We start from the raw sequence: 17,847 nt of genomic DNA, 5'->3' as shown, positions 1-17,847 counted from the left end.
CGGAGGCGAGAAGAAGGGGGAGCGCGGGCGGTCAGGCGGCGGAGCCGGCCGTGGCCCGGCCGCCGACGGCGACGGAGTCGAGGACGGGGCCGAGGACGGCGAAGAACTCAGGCAGCTGCTGCTGGAAGTAGAAGTGGCCGCCGGGCAGTACGAACGAGGCGAAGGGGTGGTCGGTGAGCTGGGCCCAGCGGTCCAGCGAGGCGGCCGGCGCGACCGGGTCGGCGTCCCCGCCGATCACGGTCAGCGGGCAGTCCACGCGGGCCTCGGACTCCTCGCAGCGGTAGACGTCGTCGATCGCGAAGTCGGCGCGGATGGACGGGATGATGATCTCCCGCAGCTCCGGCTCGTCGAGGATGCCGTCGTCGGTGCCCCCGCGCTCCTTGATGGCGGCGACCAGTTCGTCGTCGTCCAGGAGTTCGGGGTGGACCGCGCACGGGTTGGCGAGGAAGGGGGCCCGGCAGGCCGAGGCAACCAGGGCCCGCGGGGTCCGGCCCGCCGCCTGCAGGGCGCGTACCACCTCGAAGGCGACCAGCGAGCCCATGCTGTGCCCGAGCACCACGAGGTCGTCGGTGGTTCCCGCGGGCAGGGAGGCCACGACCGGGCCGGCCAGGTCGGCGATGGTACGGGGCAGGTCCTCAGCGAAGCGGGCGCCCCGGCCCGGGTACTGGCCGATCAGCAGCCGGACGTCGGCGGGCAGGTACTGGCGCCATTCGGCGTACGCGTGGGCGTTGCCGCCGGCATGCGGCAGGACCAGCAGCGAGGTCCGCTGCGGGCCGTCGCCCGGCAGGTCCCACACCACGTCGTCGGGTGCGGGCGTGAGGTCCGGGTACGTGTCGTTGCTCATGAGGAACTCCGTTCCTGGTCGGGGGTGCGGCGCCGCAGCGCGGGCCGGGCCCGGCGGGGGGCCGCCGGGGCGGACCGGCGCAGGCTTTCGATGCGCTGCGCGAGGGTGGCGGGCGTCGGGTGCTGGAAGACGTCGCGGAGGGTGAGGGTGACGCCGAGGTCGGCGCCGATCCGGTTGGTGAGGCGGGCGGCCAGCAGGGAGTGGCCGCCGAGGTCGAAGAAGCCGTCGTCGATGGAGAGCGGCGCCGTCGTGTTCAGGGCGTCGGCGAAGTGCGCGAGGACCGACGCCTCCAGCTCGGTGCGCGGAGCGCGCCCGCCGGCCGTGGCGGCGGCCTCGGGGACGGGCAGGGCCCGCTTGTCGATCTTCCCGTTCGGGGTGAGCGGCAGCCGGTCCAGCAGGACCACGAAGGCCGGAATCATGTGGTCCGGCAACAGCGTGCGCAACCAGAGCCGGACGTCCTGCCCCGAGAGGCCGGGTGAGGTCGCGACGAGATAGGCCGTCAGCTGGGGCGTGTTGTGGTGGTCGGGGTGGGTCGAGAGGGTGGCCTGGGCGATATCCGGGTGCGTGGTGAGGACGGTCTCGATCTCCGTCGTCTCGACGCGGAAGCCGCGGATCTTGATCTGGGTGTCGGTGCGGCCGGTGTAGTGGAGGTTTCCGTCGGTGTCCCAGTGGGCTTGGTCGCCGGTGCGGTAGAGGCGGGAGCCGGGTGGGCCGTAGGGGTTGGGGACGAAGCTCGTGGCGGTGGTGGCGGGCTGGGCGAGGTAGCCGTGGGCCAGTCCGTCACCGGCCAGGTAGAGCTCACCCGTGGCGCCGGGCGGTGTGGGGCGCAGGTGGGTGTCCAGCACGTAGACGTGCTTGTTCGTGAGCGGCCGTCCGATGGACACGGTGGGAGTCGGACGGTCCGTGACCGGGATGGGGTGGGTGGTGGTGAAGCCCATGGATTCGGCGGGGCCGTAGCCGTTGGTGATGGTGAGCGCCGGATGCAGGGTGTGGAGGCGGTGGACGTGGGTGGGGGAGGCGGGTTCGCCGCCCGTGTAGACGATCCGGGTGGTGGCGAAGGCGTCCGGGTGTTCGTCGGTGAGGTAGTTGAAGAGGCTGGAGGAGAGCTGGAGCATGGTCACGGAGTGACGGCGCGACAGTGCGGCGATGGAGGCGGGTTCGGGGCGTTGTCCGGGTTGGAGGACGGTGGTGCCGCCGTGGAGGAGGGCGCCCCAGAATTCGAGGCTGAAGGCGTCCCAGGAGACGGGGGAGCACTGGAGGAAGACTTCGTCCGGTCCGAAGTTCGCGTAGGTCTGGGCGGTGACGGTGGAGACGAGGTTGCGGTGGGAGGACAGGATGCCCTTGGGGCGTCCGGTCGAGCCGGAGGTGAACATCACGCAGGCCGCGTCGGCCGGGGTCAGGGCGACGCCCGGGCCGGTGGCGGCCCGCCTGCCGATGGCTTCGGCCTCGCAGTCCACCAGCACGGAGGCCCACGGTCCGGCCACCCGGGCGTGGTGCCCGGAGTCCGTGACGAGGACGGACACCCCCGCGTCCCGCGCCGTCCCGGCGAGCCGTTCGTCGGGGAACTCGGGGTCCAGGAGGGCGTATCCGGCGCCGGTCTTGAGGACGGCGAGGAGGGCCGTGGCGAAGTCGGTGCCGCGGTCGAGGAGGACGCCGGCGAGGTCGCCGCGGCCCAGGCCGTGTTGGGCGAGGTGGTGGGCGAGCCGGTTGGCGCGGGTGTCGAGTTGGGCGTAGGTGAGTTCTTCGTCGCCGAAGACGAGGGCGAGGGCCTCGGGTCGGGTGCGGGCCTGCTCCTCGAAGCGGTCGACGAGGGTTTCCTCACCGATGCCGGCGCGGCGGCCGGTCCACTCCTCCAGCACCTGGCGCCGCTCGGCATCACCCAGCAACTCCAGCTCCGACAAAGGAACGTCGGGAGCGGCCACGACGTGTTCCAGGGTGCGCCGCAGCATGTCCGCGAGACGTTCCACGGTGGCGCGCTCGTAGAGGTCCGAGCTGAACAGCACCGCGCCCGTCAGCGGCCCGTCCGGCTCGGCCCGCAGCAGGAACTCCAGGTCGAACTTGACGGCCCCCGTCACCAGCGGCTCCGCGGTCCCGGCCCGCAGGCCCGGGAGGTCCGGGGTGACCGCAGGGCCCGACTCCAGGGCCAGGCAGATCTGGAACAGCGGGTGCCGGGCCAGCGAACGCGTCGGATTGACAGCCTCCAGCACCAGGTCGAAGGGGGCGTCCTGGTGGGCGAAGGCGTCGAGGTCGGCGGCCCGCACCCGGGCCAGCAGCTCCCGGAAGGCAGGATCGCCCGAGGTGTCGGTCCGCAGCACGAGGGTGTTGACGAAGAACCCCACCAGGTCCGACAGGGCCTCGTCCGTACGCCCGGCGACCGGTGAGCCGAGGGGGATGTCCGTCCCCGCGCCCAGCCGGGTCAGCAGCGCGGCCAGCGAGGCCTGCACCACCATGAACGGCGTGCACCTCTCGGCGCGCGCCAGCTCGACGATCCGCTTGTGCAGCCGGCGCCCGAAGTCGACGCGCACCGCCCCGCCGCGCTGCCCCGCCACCGCCGGCCGGGGCCGGTCGGGGATCAGAGCGAGCTCCTCCGGCAGCCCGGCCAGCGCGGACTTCCAGTACGCCAGCTGCCCTTCGAGCACTCCGCCGTCCGCCTGCGCGGCGCGCTGCCAGAGCGCGTAGTCGGCGTAGTCCGCGGGCAGCGGGGCCCAGTCGGGGGCGCGGTCCTCCCGGCGGGCGGCGTAGGCGGCCGACAGGTCCTCGAAGAGCGGGCGCAGCGACTGGCCGTCGGTGGCGATGTGGTGCATCAGGACGAGCAGGGTGGACTCGGTCTCCCCGGTCCGCAGCAGGGTCGCCCGCAGCGGATGCTCGGCGGCCAGGTCGAAGGAGTGCCGGGCGGCCGAAAGCAGTTCGGCGTCCCGGTCCTGCGGGGCCACCGTACGGACCTCGAAGACGGCCGGCCCCGCCGGGTCGACGAGCTGCCGGGGGTCGCCGTCCACGGTGGTGAACCTGGTCCGCAGCGGCTCGTGGCGGCCGACGAGGTCGCCGAAGGCGGCCCGCAGCGCCGCCACGTCCACGGCGCCGTCCAGCCGGACCGCCATCGGCACGTTGTACGAGGTCCCCTGCTCCTCGAGCCCCGACACGAGCCAGAGGCGCTGCTGGGCGAAGGACAGCGGCAGCCGCTCCGGCCGCACGGCGGCCCGGGTCAGCGGCGGCAGCACGGGCCGGCCCGATGCGGCCGTCACCTGGCGGGCCAGCGCCGCCGGGGTGGGGTGCTGGAAGACGTCGCGCAAGGTGAGGGTGACGCCGAGGGTGGCGCCGATCCGGTTGACCAGCCGGGCGGCGAGCAGCGAGTGGCCGCCGTGGTCGAAGAAGCCGTCGTCGATGGAGAGCGGGGCGGGGGAGCCGAGTACCTCGCTGACGAGGGTCCGGACGATCTCCTCCAGTTCCGTACGGGGCTGGCGGCCGCCGGCGGTCAGCGGAAGCTCGACGGCCGGCAGGGCCCGCTTGTCGATCTTCCCGTTCGGGGTGAGCGGCAGCCGGTCCAGCACGGCGAACTGCGCCGGGACCATGTGCTCCGGCAGCCGCTCGCGCAGCCAGCTCTTCAGCTCGGCCGGGCCCAGCTCCGGGCCGGGGACGAGGGTGACGTAGGCCGTCAGGTGAGTGGTGTGCACCAGGGTGGCCTGGGCGATCCGCGGGTGCCCGGTCAGCACGGTCTCGATCTCGGTGGGTTCCACGCGGAAGCCGCGGATCTTGATCTGGGTGTCGGTGCGGCCGGTGTAGTGGAGGTTTCCGTCGGTGTCCCAGTGGGCTTGGTCGCCGGTGCGGTAGAGGCGGGAGCCGGGTGGGCCGTAGGGGTTGGGGACGAAGCTCGTGGCGGTGGTGGCGGGCTGGGCGAGGTAGCCGTGGGCCAGTCCGTCGCCGGCCAGGTACAGCTCGCCGGTCGTGCCGGGAGGGGAGGGGCGCAGCCGCGTGTCGAGGACGTAGGCGTGCTTGTTGGTGAGCGGCCGGCCGATGGACACCGTGGCCTCCGCCTCGTCCGTGACCGGGATGGGGTGGGTGGTGGTGAAGCCCATGGATTCGGCGGGGCCGTAGCCGTTGGTGATGGTGAGCGAGGGGTAGCGGGCGTGGAGGCGGTGGACGTGGGTGGGGGAGGCGGGTTCGCCGCCCGTGTAGACGATCCGGGTGGTGGCGAAGGCGTCCGGGTGTTCGTCGGTCAGGAAGTTGAAGAGGCTGGAGGACAGTTGGAGCATCGTGACGCCCCGGCTCGGGGCCAGTGCGGCGATGGCGGCGGGTTCGGGGCGTTGTCCGGGTTGGAGGACGGTGGTGCCGCCGTGGAGGAGGGCGCCCCAGAATTCGAGGCTGAAGGCGTCCCAGGAGACGGGGGAGCACTGGAGGAAGACTTCGTCCGGTCCGAAGTTCGCGTAGGTCTGGGCGGTGACGGTGGAGACGAGGTTGCGGTGGGAGGACAGGATGCCCTTGGGGCGTCCGGTCGAGCCGGAGGTGAACATCACGCAGGCCGGGTCGGCGGGCGTCAGCCGGATGCCGAGGGGGCCGGACGGCTGCCGGCCGATGATCTCCGTTTCGGAGTCCACCAGTACGGTCGCCCAGGGCCCGCCGCCCACCCGGGCACGGTGCGTCCCGTCGCTCACCAGCACCCGCAGACCGGCCTCGACAGCCGTCCCGGCGAGCCGTTCGTCGGGGAACTCGGGGTCCAGGAGGGCGTATCCGGCGCCGGTCTTGAGGACGGCGAGGAGGGCCGTGGCGAAGTCGGTGCCGCGGTCGAGGAGGACGCCGGCGAGGTCGCCGCGGCCCAGGCCGTGTTGGGCGAGGTGGTGGGCGAGCCGGTTGGCGCGGGTGTCGAGTTGGGCGTAGGTGAGTTCTTCGTCGCCGAAGACGAGGGCGAGGGCCTCGGGTCGGGTGCGGGCCTGCTCCTCGAAGCGGTCGACGAGGGTTTCCTCACCGATGCCGGCGCGGCGGCCGGTCCACTCCTCCAGCACCTGGCGCCGCTCGACATCACCCAGCAACTCCAGCTCCGACAAAGGAACGTCGAGCGCGGAGTCCAGCGCGGCCGTCACGAACCGCAGGAACCGGTCCTGGTGCCCGGCCACCGCGGCGAGGTCGCAGACCTGCGGCGCCGCGTCGAAGTCGATCCGCAGGCCGCCCTCGGGCCCCAGGTCGTAGACACCGACCGCCAGGTCCTCCACGGGACCGTTGCTCAGATTGTGCTGCGTCGTCGGGAAACCGCAGAACCGCATCCCCGGGGTGAAGGCCATGATGTTGACCAGCGGCGCCGTGATCCGCCGTTCCGACTCGCCGACACCCAGGTCCCGGCACATGTCCTCGTACCGGGTGCGCTGGTGCGCCAGGCCCTGCCGCGTCTCCTTGACCACGGCCGCCAACAGCTCGGCGAGCGTCCCGTCGGTCGCCACCGGCACCCGCAGCGGCACCACGTTCGACATCATCCCCGGTGTGCACCGGGCCAGTTCGGTCCGCCGCCCCGTCACCGGAAGCCCGAGCACCGGCTCGGAGCTACCGCTCACCCGGTGCACGTAGGCCGCTACGAGCGCGATCACCAGCATCGTCCACGGTGCCCGCCGGTCCCGCGCCACCGCCCGCAGCAGGTCCGACCGGTCCGGCGGCAGCACCACGGTGCGCCGTACGAAGGGCAGCGCGCCCGGCGCCGGTCCGCCGCTGCGGCCTTCGCCGAGCCGAGGGGTCTGCGGCAGCCCCGCGAGGTGCCCGGCCCAGTGTGCCCGGTCCGCCGCCGCTTCGGGCGAGGTCCGGTACCGCGCGTCCTCGGCGAACAGGGCCTCCAGCGTCCCGAACGGGCTCGGCCCCCAGGGCTCCCCGGCCGCGCCCCGCTCGTACAGCTCCACCAGCCGCCGGTCCATCAGGGCGACACCCAGTCCGTCGACGGCCAGGTGGTGGAAGGCGTGGAAGTAGAACCAGCGCCGTTCGCCGCCGGGGGCGGTGCCCGCGTCGATCAGGATGTGCCGGGTCAGCCAGCCGTCCACCAGGTCGAAGGGCCGGGCCAGCTCCGAGTCCATCCGGTCCCGGGCCGCCCCCGCGGGGTCCGCCTCGCCGCTCAGATCCAGCAACTCCAGCCGCCGGTCGCCCGGTTCGGCCCGCACCAGCTGCCACAGGCCGCCGTCCTCGTCCGCACCTGTCCCGCGGATGCGCAGCGCGTCGGCCTCGCGGGCCAGTTGGTACCAGGCCCGGGAGAGGAGCTGCGGATCGAGGTCGCCCAGGATCTCGCGGTACTCCCCGATGTTGTAGCGGCAGCCCGAGGCGTCCAGTCCGTGGGCCATCCAGATGTCGCGTTGCGCCGCCGACAGCGGCAGCCGCGCAGCGACCGGCCCGTGCGCGGTGCTGCTCGGTTCAGCGGGCTTGGGGGACATGCCGGTGCTCCTCAAAATGGTCTCCGTGGCGGGCGGTCGAGCGGGGTCCGGACCCCGGTCCGGGTTCTGCCGTGCGGTCCGGCCGTACGCCATCCAACCGGCGGGCCCCCGGGGCCTGCGGCAGTTGCTCCGGCACTCGGCCAGCAGTTCAGGCGGCAGTGGCGGCAGCCGCAAGGGGCTCCCGGGCGGCGGCCCGGCACGCGGCCCGGACCAGACCCAGGACCCGGAAGCGGGAGCTGCCACCCTCGTGCGCGGCCCGCACCACACCGCTGATCAGCAGCTCGCGCAGCAGCCGGCCGGACTCCGCCAGACCGCCGCCGGTGAGGGCGGTGATCCCGGCCAGCTCGAACTCTTCCCCGGCCCGGCCGCACAGGGCCCCCAGCAGGTCCCGCGCGGCGGGCGAGAGCCGGTCCAGCCGGTGGTGCAGCACACCGCGGAAGCCGTCGGCCCCCGGCCGGCCGCCCAGGTGGTCGAGCAGGGCCACCGGGTCCTCGCGGAGGCTGTCGCACAGCCCGGGGAGATCGCAGACGACCAGCCAGGAGGCGGCCGAGGCCAGTGCCCCCGGATGCCCGTCCAGCCACCGGCAGACCCACACCGCCCGCTCCGCGTCGGCCGCGGTCGGGGCGAATTCCGGGCGCACCCGCCGGACGTGCTCGAGGAACACCCTCACCGCGGGGGCCGACGCGTCCACCGCGCCGGCGGCGGGGACCTCCAGCGGGGCCAGCAGGAAGATCCGCTCACCGGGCACCTCCCACGGCTGGTCGGAGGTCACCAGCAGCCGTAGCCCCGGGCAGGCGCGCAGCAGGCCCGTCAGCCGGTCGCACCGGGCCGCACCCGCCGGAACACCGTCGAGCACCAGCAACACGGCCTGATCGCCGAGCAGTTCCGCCAGCGAGTCCACCGCACCCCGCGAGCCCGCGGCGGATCCGGAACCGGCACCGGGACCACTCCCCGGGTGGCGCTCCCCGTCCGCCGGCGCGAGCAGTTCGGTGACCGCCGCCGCGACCCGGGCCGCGGGCTCGCCGTCCGCGCAGCCCAGGTGGTCGGCCGCCGCACCGGGGAACGCGTGCCAGAGCACCGGCATCCCGGCCGCGTGCAGCCGCTCGGCCACCGCCAGCGCCAGCCGTGTCTTGCCCACACCGGCCAGCCCCACCAGGTGGACCAGCCGCTCCGCGCCCGAGGAGAGCTCTCGCTCCAGCCCCGCCAGTTCCGCTTCCCGGCCCACCATCGGGTGCAGGGCCGTCGGTGGGGCGGGCGGCTGCTCCCAGCCCGCACCGGTCGCCCGCCCCCGCTGGACGGCCGCCTCGAGCGAGGCCCGGGCCCGCGGGCCCAGCCGCAACGCGTCGGCCATCAGGCGCAGGGTCTCGGGGCGGGGCCGTCTCGCTTTGCCCTGCTCCAGATCGCGGATGGCGCGGACGCTGATGGTGGACAGATCGGCCAGCTCCCGCTGGGTGAGTCCGATCCGCAGCCGGTGGGCCCGGATCAGGACTCCCAGTCGGGTGGCCTCCTGTGCGAGGGGGACTGCGGCGGCGACGGCCGTGCTGTGCATGTGCGCTCCCGGCGGTGGTGGTGGGGAACGACAGGGCCTGGGGTGAAGCGGCCCGGTTCCTGACTCCCATCGTCGGCAGCGCGCTATCCCCCCGGCATCCCCGGACGAACCGCCTCCGGTGGGCCCGCCTATCACCGCGCGGGCCCGCTTGCACGGCCCCGGCCGCCGCTATCGGCCGGCGGGCCGGCGGCTATCACCGCCCGTGGAGATCCGTGATAGCGCGGGGATAGGGCTGGGGACGGTGCGGAGATTCCGGCTCTTCCTAATGTCTGTCCCAGAACGAAGGAAGCGCCCCGGAAGACCCGGAGCGCACCGACGAAGGGACTCAGAAATGACGCTCGCCACCGCCTTCCGCACCGCCCTCGTCACCGTCGCCATCGCCGCCACCGCGGTGCTCGGCGCCCAGGTCGCCCAGGCCGACGGCCCGGTCGCCCCCGCCACCACGGCCGGCAACCCGGCCCCGCAGGCCACCCCGTCGCCGAGCACCACCACGGACACCAACCCGTGGGACTGACGTCCCGGCAGGGCCCCGGCGACAGACACCTGCGTAGGCCCCCCAGGGCCAGACCCCGGTGTCAGCCCGCGAGCCAGACCCTCAGCGTCGACCTCCAGCGCCGGACCCCGGTTCAGCCCCCAGCGTCGCCCCCCCGGGTAGCCCCCCAGGGTCAGACCCCGAGCGTTCAGACCCCGACGCCAGCCCCCCCGGTTCAGCCCCCAGCGCCGGCCCCCCGGGTAGCCCCCCGGGTCAGACCCCCGGCGTCGGACCTCCGCGTCAGACCCCGGCCGCCGCACCGCTCGCCGGTGCGTGAGGAACCCCGAGGCCCAGGGCCGTTCTCACGGCCGGGTCCGGATGAACACCACCGATGACCTCACCGGCCGCCTGGACCACCACCGGCCGGGCCGGCAGCGCGGCCGAACCCAGCAGCCGCATCGCCTCGGCGAGTTCGGAGTCCATCCGCCGATCGCGGAAGACCCGTACCGAACTCTCCAGCAGCTCCCGCGACCGCGAGCGCTCACCGGCGCCCCCGCTCGCCACCAGCAGCCTCGCCAGATCCAGCCGCACCAGCGCCGCCCCACCCTGGTCCATGATCTGCTCGCGGACCGACAGTGCCTGCGCGTAGAAGCCCCGGGCGGCCTCGCCCCGGCCGAGTTCGGCGTGCGCGTGGCCCAGGTCCCGCAGCAGGTGCCCCTCGCCGATCACGTCCCCGGTGTCCCGGCACAGCTCGAGCACCTCGGTGAACGTGCGCACCGCGCGCTCGTGTTCGCCACGGGCCTGCGACAGCTGGCCCGCCCTGCGCAGGGTTCTGGCCTGCCCGCCCGTGTACCCCACCGAACGGTAGATGCCGAGCGCCTCGTCCAGCCGGTCCTGCGCGGCGGAGACCTGGCCGCGCACCATCCAGATCTGTGCGCTCTGCGTCAGGACGATGGCCCGGCCCACCACGTCACCGACTTGGTCGAAATCCCGCAGCGCCCGGTCGTACAGGGTGAGCGCCCGGTCCTCGTTGCCCTGCATCCGCTCCAGCAGGGCCAGATCGCGGTGGCACAGCGCCAGCCCGTGGGCGTCGCCCAGCTCCTGGAACAGCCCGAGCGCCGAGGTCAGCGCAGCCCGGGACTCCTCCTTCTGGCTGCGGCCGAGGTACAGCACGCCCAGCGAACCGAGCAGGGCCGCCGTGCCGCGCTTGTTGCCGGCCGCCCGGACGGCCTCCAGTGCCAGCTGGTGCGTGCGCTCCCAGTCGTCGAAGTAGCCCCGGCCCTCGAATAGCGTCGTCAGCGTCGTCGCCAGGTCCCAGCACAGCTCGTCCATCTGCGCCGCCGCCGCGTGCTCGACGGCCTGGACCAGGTTCGCGTGCTCGCTGTCGAGCCATTCCAGCGGATCCACGAGCAGTTCGTCCACGCACGGGGCGGGCGGCTCCCAGCGCGGTGCGCTCCCGTGGAGCACGGTGAAGTCACCGCCGTAGATGCGCCGGTGGGCCTGCTCGGCCAGCGAAAGCCAGCCGCCCAGCATCCGCCCGAGCGCCGCCGTCTGCGCGGCCGGCTCGTCGTGCGCGGCGAGCTGCTCCCGCGCGAACACCCGGATGATCTCGTGGAAGCGGTAGCGGAAGCCGCCGGTGGACTCGACCCCGACGACGTCCAGCATCTGTACGTCGACGAGTGGTTCGAGCAGGTCGGAGGGGAAGGGGCGGTCGTCGTCCAGCAGCGCCCCGGCCAGCCAGCCCGGGAGGGTCGGACCCTTCGCGAGGCTCAGCAGCCGCAGCAGCCGGCGGTCCGCCGCGGCCAGCCCGTCGTGCGTGAGCGAGAGGCTCGCCCGCATCGTCATCTCGCCGTGGGTCAGTTCGTCGAGGCGGTGCCGTTCGTTGGCGAGGCGGTGCACCATCGAGGCCAGCGTCCAGTGCGGCCGGGCCGCCAGCCGGGCGGCGACGATGCGCAGGGCCAGCGGCAGTCCGCCCACCGTGCGGATCAGTGCCTCGGCGGCGACCCCCTCGCGCTTCACCCGGTCCTCGCCGATCACCCGTACCAGCAGTTCCAGCGCGTGCTCGGTGCTCATCACGTCGAGCTCCACGCGGTGCGCGCCCGGCAGGCCGGTCAGCCGGACCCGGCTGGTGACGAGCACGGCGCAGCTGCAACTTCCCGGCAGCAACGGGCGGATCTGGCTCTCCGACGCGGCGTCGTCGAGCACCACCAGGACCCGCCGCGACGCCATCAGGGTGCGGTACATCTCGGCGCGCTCGTCCTGTGACTCGGGGATCACGGCCCCGGGGATGCCGAGTGCGCGAAGGAACCGGCCGAGTACCTCGGAGGAGGTCGCGGGTGTACCGGTTCCGCGCAGGTCGCAGTACAACTGGCCGTCGGGAAAGCCGCCTTCGCTCAGCCGGTGCGCGATGTGCGTCGCCAGTGTGGACTTGCCGGTGCCCGGCTTCCCGACGACCACGGCGAGCCCGACCGCCCGGCCGCCCTCTCCGAGCAGCGTCCGCTCGATCCGGCCGATCCGGTCCTCGTCCCCGACGAAATCCGACGTGTCGGCGGGGAGTTGGCGCGGGATCTCCTCCCGGTACGAGGCGGCCCCGGGTACGGGAGGGAGCGCGGGCGGCAGGGGGGCGGGCCGCTCCGATCCGGGTGCGTCGCCGGCCGTGACGCCGGCCGTGACGGCAGCCGGGACCGCGGGGGCCGGGACCGGCGCCGCCGCGGAGGGACCGGCGGAGGCCTGAGCGGCACCCGTACCCGTACCCGGGTCCGCGCTCTCGGCGCCGTAGCCGCCGGCCCCGGGACGGGAGGGCGGGGCGACCTCGCCCGCAAGGATGGCTGATTCCAGCGCCCGCAGTTCGGATCCCGGCTCCAGGCCGAGCTCCTCCACCAGCAGTTCGCGCCCGACCCGGTAGCTCTCCAGAGCCTCCGCCTGCCGCCCCGAGCGGTACAGGGCGAGCATCAGCTGCCCGCGCAGCCGCTCCCGCAGCGGGTGGACCCGTACGAGCAGCTGGATCTCACCGACGAGCTGGTGGTGTCGGCCCAGTTCCAGTTCCAGCCCGATCCGGGTCTCGGCCACCGTGAGCCGTTCCTCGTCCAACTGCAGGGCCTTGCTGCGAAGGGTCTCGCTGGACACTCCGCTGAGGCAATCTCCCTGCCACAACTCGCTTGCTGTGCGAAGCAGTTCCGCTGCACCGCCCAGTGCGCCCTGCTTGGCCAGCGCGCGCGCCTCGGCGACGGTGCGGGCGAACAGCGCGGCGTCGACGAGGTCGCCCTCCGTCTTGAGGACGTACCCCGGCGGCCGGGTGGTGATCGCGGCCGGGATCACCGCCGTGCTGAACAGCTTGCGCAGCCGCGACACGCAGATCTGCACCTGGGTGCGGGCCGTGTCCGGGGGTTCGTCGTCCCAGATCAGGTCGACGAGGTAGTCGGTGCTCACCACCCGGTTCGCTTCGAGCAGCAGCGCGGCCAGGATGACCTCCTGCCGGCCGGGTGGAACGCGTACCGGGCCGCCGAGACCGGTCACCTGTAACGGCCCGAGGAGCCGGAACACCACCGAGTCAGGGGTTGGCGGAACGCCGCCGGGCGAAACGGTCATGAGACTCCCAGCTGGGGCATGCCTGATCCCGCTCGCACCGCATGCACGACGCGGTCGAGCCGGGAGGGAAGACGGGTGGAGCGGAGGTCAGTCTTCCCGAACACGTCTGCGGTTGTCCATGGTGTGGAGATTTCGTGGCGATGAACGGGACCGTGCAGTTCAGGCCATCGCGGTCTGGGGCGGCCCCGCGGGTCCAGGCGCCGGTGATAGGGCGGGGATAGCCCCGAGTTGCACGACTGGAGGACGGTGTACCTGCCGCCCCCGGAGGGGAGGCGGCCGTACGAAAGGACCCCCATGACCAGCCGGCACCCGAGGCGGATCCCGCCCAGCCCCGTCATCACCGACTCCGGGGTCGACCACGTCCGCCTCGCGTACCACTACCTCGACAGCGGGGACGTCGACGGCTACGGGTCCCTCCTGCACGGGGGCAGCCTCGGACCCGACCTGGAAGCGCCCCCGGGCGATGGGGCACGGCACCACATCACCCGGATCGTCGCCGAGGGGGACTGCGTGGTCGCGATGGGACGTATCGCCCCGCAGCAGCGGGACTTCGTCGATGTGTTCACCCTCTCCGACGAGGGGATGCTCCGCGCCTGCCGGCGCTACTACTCCACCCAGCCGCGCTGATCACGACCCGCCGGGGAAGACCCCGACGGGCGTCCTCCACCTTCGTCCCCGCCACGTCGCCCGACGGCTACCGGGCCCTGCGGGCATGCAGGACGTACGCCTCCAAGGGGAGGGGGGTGTGGTCGAGCAGCTCCAGTCCGGCGTCGGCGAGCAGGCGGGCGTAGTGCTCCGCGCGGCGTTCGCGACCGCCGACGTTGCACATCATGTGGAGGTCCCAGGCCGTGGCCAGTGAGGGGGAACCGTCGGCGGGCAGCAGCCTTTCGATGATCAGCAGGTCGGCGTGGGCGGGCATCGCGCGGGCGCAGTGGCGCAGGATCTCACGGCACCGGTCGTCGTCCCAGTCGTGCAGGATGCGGGAGAGGACGTACACGTCGCCGCCGTGCGGTACGTCCGCGAAGTCGCCGCTGCGGTAGTCGCAGCGGTCGCCACAGCCCGCGGCGTCGAGCGAGCGGCGGGCGGCCTCGACGGCGTGCGGGCGCTCCAGGAGCGTGCCCCGCAGGCCCGGGTGTGCGGTCAGGATGCGCCCGAGGAGTTCGCCGTTGCCACCGGCGACGTCGACGACGGTCCGCGGGGTGGATGCCCGGGCCGCGCCGGCGATCACGGGATGGGCGGGGAGCGGACGGAACATGCGCGAACTGGCGGCCATGGAACGGTCGAAGAGGTCGGCGAGTTCGGGGTCGCGTGCGAAGTGGTCGAAGTGGTTCTCGCCGAAGAGGTGGTCGAAGGCCGGCTGTCCGGTCCGTACGGTGTGGTCGAGGGCGGCGAAGGACCGGTAGAAGGGGCCCGCGTACATCAGGGCCAGCGGGCGCATCGTGTCGGGCGAGTCGGCGCGGAGCAGGGCTCCGAGCGGGGTGAGGCGGAAGCTTTCCTCTGCGGCGGCGTCCTCGGTCTCCACGGCCTGCGCGGTGTTCGCCGCCACGACGTCGAGCATCGTGAGGTAGCGCAGGAGCGTGGCGAGGTTCTCGGGCCGGGTGCCGGTGCGGCGGGCGAGTTCCCGGGTGCCGGTGGCCGTGTGCGGGTCCATGGCGTCGGGCAGGCCCAGGCGTGCGAACGCGGCGAGGGCCTGGGTGGTCCATGCTCCGGTGAGGAGGCGCAGGAGCGTCTCGGCGGGCCGGCCCGCGTCCGGGCGCTCCCGGGGGTACGCGCGGAGGTGGTCCTCGAGGGCGTCCCGGTGGTCGCCGGGCGTGTAGAGCTCCAGGCGGCGGTACCCCGAGGCCCCGGCCGCGGGGGTGGTGAAGTAGAGGACGGTGCCGTCCTCGTGCGGGTTGTACCCGCCGCCGTCGGGGCGGGCGCCGTGCCGGGCGAGCACCGCGCACAGGCCGCGCAGCACCAGCGGATCCGGGTGCTCCAGTTCGAGGGCCAGGTGGGCCTCGTGGCCCCGGGCGCGTTCGTGCGCGGCGATCGCTTCCAGGTCCGAGTGCGCGGGCACCGTCAGGGCGAAGACCTCCACCGCGCGGCGCTCTCCGGCCGGCCCCTGGACGCGGGGGCGCAGGATCCGGACGTCGAGCTCGGCCAGGTCACGGCGGTGGCGCCGGGCGAGCCGTTCCCGAACGACGACGCTGGGCCGGGACGGCGTGTCGACGGCGAGCCCGCAGGCGGCGAGTCGGCGGCGCAGGTCCTGCGGGTCGGTGGGGAAGAGCAGCAGACCGGCGTGGGCGAAGCGGCAGTGCGGGGCCAGGGACTCCAGTTCGGGGCCGCTCAGCCCGGGCAGCAGGAGGGGCAACAGGGTGGCGGTGTCGTGTTCCCGCACGAAGGAGACGGCGGCACGCAGGCGGGCCGTGTCGTCGGGAGGCATCGTTTCGCCTCGAAGCGGCGATCCGGCGGGGCGCGTCGCTTCGGCGGGGAGGGTCGTCGTCATCGCGGAGGTTCCTCGGATGGTGCTGGGGCGGGTGCTCCGGGGGAGCGGGGCATGGTGGATCGGCTGTGCGGTGATCGGGGAAGGGGGCAGTGCGGGGGGAAGCGGTGGTCACATGCCGACGTAGTTCTCGGCGAACCAGTCCTGGTGGGCGCGGGAAGTGCGCAAGGAGTCGAGGCGGGCCCGCCGCAGGGAAGCCTGGAAGAACGATCCCTCTGACTGGTCCCGGGCCGGGATCGCGTGCAGCAGCCCGGTCATCCACTGGGTGAACTCCTGCGCGCGCCAGATGTGCGCCAGGCACTGTGCCGAGTAGCGGTCCAGGGCCGCGCCGTCCCCTCCGGCGAGGGTCTCGGCGAGGGCACCGGCCAGGATCTCCGCCCCCAGTACGGCGAGGTTCGCGCCCTTCGCGGCGGCCGGCGCGGTCAGGCTCGCGGCGTCGCCGGCGAGCAGGAGCGAGCCGTGGCGCAGCGGTTCGACCACGTCGCACGCGAGGTCGACGACGCCGCGCTCGATGATCGGCCCCCTGAGCAGCGGACCGTGCTGCGCAGCGCCCATCCGCAGGTCGAGTTCGTCCCAGATCCGCTCCTCGGACCAGGCGTCGGCGGGGGCACCGCGCCGGTACTGGAGGTAGTACCGCGTGACCTGCGGGCTGCGGGCCATGTGGCCGGCGAATCCGCGCTCGTGGACGGCGTAGCCGACGGCGTCGAGGCTGGGTGGAGCCTCGGCGAGCAGACCGAGCCAGCTGACGCCGTGGTCGTGGTGGTGGCGGAGCGCCTCGGGCGGCAGCGAGCGGCGGGACGCTCCGTGGCGGCCGTCGCAGCCGGCGACGTACCGGGCGTCCCATCGGGTGGGGCGGCCGTCCGCTTCCCGGGTGGTGACGTACGGCCGGACGCCGTCGGCGTCGTGGACCGCCAGTGCCTCGGTCGCGAAGTGGACCCTGCCACCCGCGTCGAGGTAGTGGGCCAGGAGGTCCGTGACCAGGTTCTGCTGCGGGTAGACGGTGTGCCGCTCGCCCCGGCCGAGGGAGCCGTAGTCGAGGCGGAAGCTGCCGTCCCCGGTACGGAACTCGCACGTACCGTGGGTGCGCCCGTGCCGGTGCAGCCCGTCGGCGAGGCCGTGGCGGTCCAGGATCCGCACGGTGTTCGGAGCGAGGAACCCGGCCCGGGCCCGGGTCTGGACGTGCGAGCGGTCGGCGCGCTCGAGAACGACGCAGTCGATCCCGGCGCCGAGCAGGAGGTTGGCGAGCACCAGGCCCGCGGGGCCGGCGCCGAGCACGACCACATCGGCCGAGGCGCGTAACCCTCGAAAATTCTGACTTTCTGTCATAGCGCCGGAATCATAAGCACGGAAAATCTTGACGAAGATCACCAGTAGCCCACATGCAGCAATAGGATGAAAATCACCGGATCGCCTGTCATTGGAATTCGGCCGCCAGGGTTCGTCAACTCCCTGCGAAATTAAGGCGGTCCGACAATTTCCAGGAATCGGCGACTGAAACCTCTGGGCGGCAATTCGTGCCATCCGGGAGCAACTGGCTTCGCGGATGGGGGAGAAGTGACCATCGTTTTCGTTTTCGGAGGGTGATTGCGGCTGTGCGAGGGGCGTAGAGCGTCCGTTCGGGTGGCGTTGCCCCTTCGCCGGTCGTAAGTGCGCCTGGAATTAGGACGGTCCGTGCTGTGCTGTGGCCACGACCGGAAGGCGGTCGTACGCGGGCCCGCCCGCTGTTCGCGGCAGGTTCGGCCCCAACAGCGAAGGAGGACTGATGTCGCGCTACCGAAAGGACCGGCGAAGCCGGAACAGGATCGGTCAACTGCTCGTTCTGATCGTGGTATTGGCGACCTCCCTCTTGGACGTCTCCGGGGCTCATGCCGCCGCGGTCCACTCCAAACAGAGCCCCGACTGGGATGCCATCGCCAGGTGTGAATCCGGGGGGAACTGGCGGGCGAACACCGGCAACGGCCATTACGGCGGATTGCAGTTCACCCAGTCGAGCTGGAAGGCGGCAGGAGGTCGCAAGTACGCACCGCGCGCCGACCTCGCCACCAAGGCGGAGCAGATCGCCACGGCGAGGAGGCTTGCCAAGATCCAGGGAATGGGGGCCTGGACCTGCGCCCGCCGCGTCTGAGGCTCACGATCCAACAGGGCCGCGCAGTGGCCCTGTTGGATCCGCCCCGACCGAGCATCCGCAAGATCGCCGGTTGTTGACGTCCGGCGCCCGTCGGTTGGCCGGGCCATCGACGGCTCGTGCCAGGGCGGGGTGGGCTCGGCGAGACGACCGGGGGTCGGCACGGTGTTCTCGAAGGGCCCGATGGGGGGGGCATAATCGCACGCCGGCACCGTGCCCGCAAGTGACGGCCGGCCCCACAGCCTCCTGCGGACGGCCCGGCCGACCGGGCCGCGTGCGGGATCCGACCGGCCGCGCATCCCCACTGACCTGCGGTTTCGTCGGGAATTCCGGTGGGTCGGGGGTGTGGTGTGCGGATGCGGGCTCGGGGTCCCTGTGCCAGGTTGGTA

General features: G+C 73.3%; 9 protein-coding genes. 3 read left to right on the top strand and 6 right to left on the bottom strand.

What is annotated here, in order from left to right:
- Positions 1–31: 31 nt before the first annotated feature.
- From ACFYM0_RS10765 to ACFYM0_RS10755, 3 genes are all read right to left on the bottom strand, one after another.
- Entirely contained in the window at positions 32–844 is an 813-nt protein-coding gene (locus tag ACFYM0_RS10765; protein ID WP_388499083.1) for a thioesterase II family protein, read from the bottom strand.
- Positions 841–7,242: an amino acid adenylation domain-containing protein gene (locus ACFYM0_RS10760; RefSeq protein ID WP_388499080.1), complete on the bottom strand. Its 6,402-nt coding sequence runs from the start codon at positions 7,240–7,242 to the stop codon at positions 841–843. The genes ACFYM0_RS10765 and ACFYM0_RS10760 overlap by 4 nt, the downstream gene beginning before the upstream one ends.
- Before the next feature lie 148 nt (positions 7,243–7,390).
- Complete coding sequence (locus tag ACFYM0_RS10755; protein ID WP_388499078.1) at positions 7,391–8,791, bottom strand: helix-turn-helix domain-containing protein; 1,401 nt, start codon at positions 8,789–8,791, stop codon at positions 7,391–7,393.
- Between the two features lie 331 nt (positions 8,792–9,122).
- Here ACFYM0_RS10755 and ACFYM0_RS10750 point away from each other — a divergent pair, with 331 nt between their 5' ends.
- Positions 9,123–9,305, top strand: coding sequence for a hypothetical protein (locus ACFYM0_RS10750; RefSeq protein ID WP_388499077.1), 183 nt, complete (start codon positions 9,123–9,125; stop codon positions 9,303–9,305).
- Between the two features lie 258 nt (positions 9,306–9,563).
- Here ACFYM0_RS10750 and ACFYM0_RS10745 read toward each other — a convergent pair whose 3' ends face one another.
- Positions 9,564–12,851 carry a BTAD domain-containing putative transcriptional regulator gene (locus ACFYM0_RS10745; protein WP_388499074.1) on the bottom strand — a complete coding sequence of 1,096 codons (3,288 nt, stop codon included), beginning with the start codon at positions 12,849–12,851 and terminating at the stop codon, positions 9,564–9,566.
- Positions 12,852–13,145: 294 nt separating this feature from the next.
- Between ACFYM0_RS10745 and ACFYM0_RS10740 the strand changes: the two genes are divergently transcribed.
- Positions 13,146–13,478 carry a hypothetical protein gene (locus ACFYM0_RS10740; RefSeq protein WP_388499072.1) on the top strand — a complete coding sequence of 111 codons (333 nt, stop codon included), beginning with the start codon at positions 13,146–13,148 and terminating at the stop codon, positions 13,476–13,478.
- A gap of 67 nt (positions 13,479–13,545) precedes the next feature.
- On the opposite strand, the gene ACFYM0_RS10735 is transcribed toward ACFYM0_RS10740, so the two are convergent.
- Positions 13,546–15,336, bottom strand: coding sequence for a methyltransferase (locus tag ACFYM0_RS10735; protein ID WP_388499069.1), 1,791 nt, complete (start codon positions 15,334–15,336; stop codon positions 13,546–13,548).
- 108 nt (positions 15,337–15,444) lie between these two features.
- Positions 15,445–16,659, bottom strand: coding sequence for a 4-hydroxybenzoate 3-monooxygenase (locus ACFYM0_RS10730; protein ID WP_388499066.1), 1,215 nt, complete (start codon positions 16,657–16,659; stop codon positions 15,445–15,447).
- Between the two features lie 436 nt (positions 16,660–17,095).
- On the opposite strand from ACFYM0_RS10730, the gene ACFYM0_RS10725 reads away from it, so the two are divergent.
- The gene (locus tag ACFYM0_RS10725; protein WP_388499064.1) at positions 17,096–17,458 is read left to right on the top strand and encodes a transglycosylase family protein; all 363 of its coding nucleotides are present in this window, start codon (positions 17,096–17,098) and stop codon (positions 17,456–17,458) included.
- Positions 17,459–17,847: the final 389 nt, after the last annotated feature.

This window comes from Streptomyces sp. NPDC006487 (assembly GCF_042870555.1).
Taxonomy (GTDB): Bacteria; Actinomycetota; Actinomycetes; order Streptomycetales; family Streptomycetaceae; genus Streptomyces.
Note: the sequence above shows the minus strand (reverse complement) of the source record. Positions and strands in the feature narration are given on the sequence as shown.

Bases quoted from the DNA above. Each gene is read 5' to 3' on its own strand.
- ACFYM0_RS10765 (WP_388499083.1), bottom strand. From the start codon at position 844: ATGAGCAACGACACGTACCCGGACCTCACGCCCGCACCCGACGACGTG.
- ACFYM0_RS10760 (WP_388499080.1), bottom strand. From the start codon at position 7,242: ATGTCCCCCAAGCCCGCTGAACCGAGCAGCACCGCGCACGGGCCGGTC.
- ACFYM0_RS10755 (WP_388499078.1), bottom strand. From the start codon at position 8,791: ATGCACAGCACGGCCGTCGCCGCCGCAGTCCCCCTCGCACAGGAGGCC.
- ACFYM0_RS10750 (WP_388499077.1), top strand. From the start codon at position 9,123: ATGACGCTCGCCACCGCCTTCCGCACCGCCCTCGTCACCGTCGCCATC.
- ACFYM0_RS10745 (WP_388499074.1), bottom strand. From the start codon at position 12,851: ATGACCGTTTCGCCCGGCGGCGTTCCGCCAACCCCTGACTCGGTGGTG.
- ACFYM0_RS10740 (WP_388499072.1), top strand. From the start codon at position 13,146: ATGACCAGCCGGCACCCGAGGCGGATCCCGCCCAGCCCCGTCATCACC.
- ACFYM0_RS10735 (WP_388499069.1), bottom strand. From the start codon at position 15,336: ATGACGACGACCCTCCCCGCCGAAGCGACGCGCCCCGCCGGATCGCCG.
- ACFYM0_RS10730 (WP_388499066.1), bottom strand. From the start codon at position 16,659: ATGACAGAAAGTCAGAATTTTCGAGGGTTACGCGCCTCGGCCGATGTG.
- ACFYM0_RS10725 (WP_388499064.1), top strand. From the start codon at position 17,096: ATGTCGCGCTACCGAAAGGACCGGCGAAGCCGGAACAGGATCGGTCAA.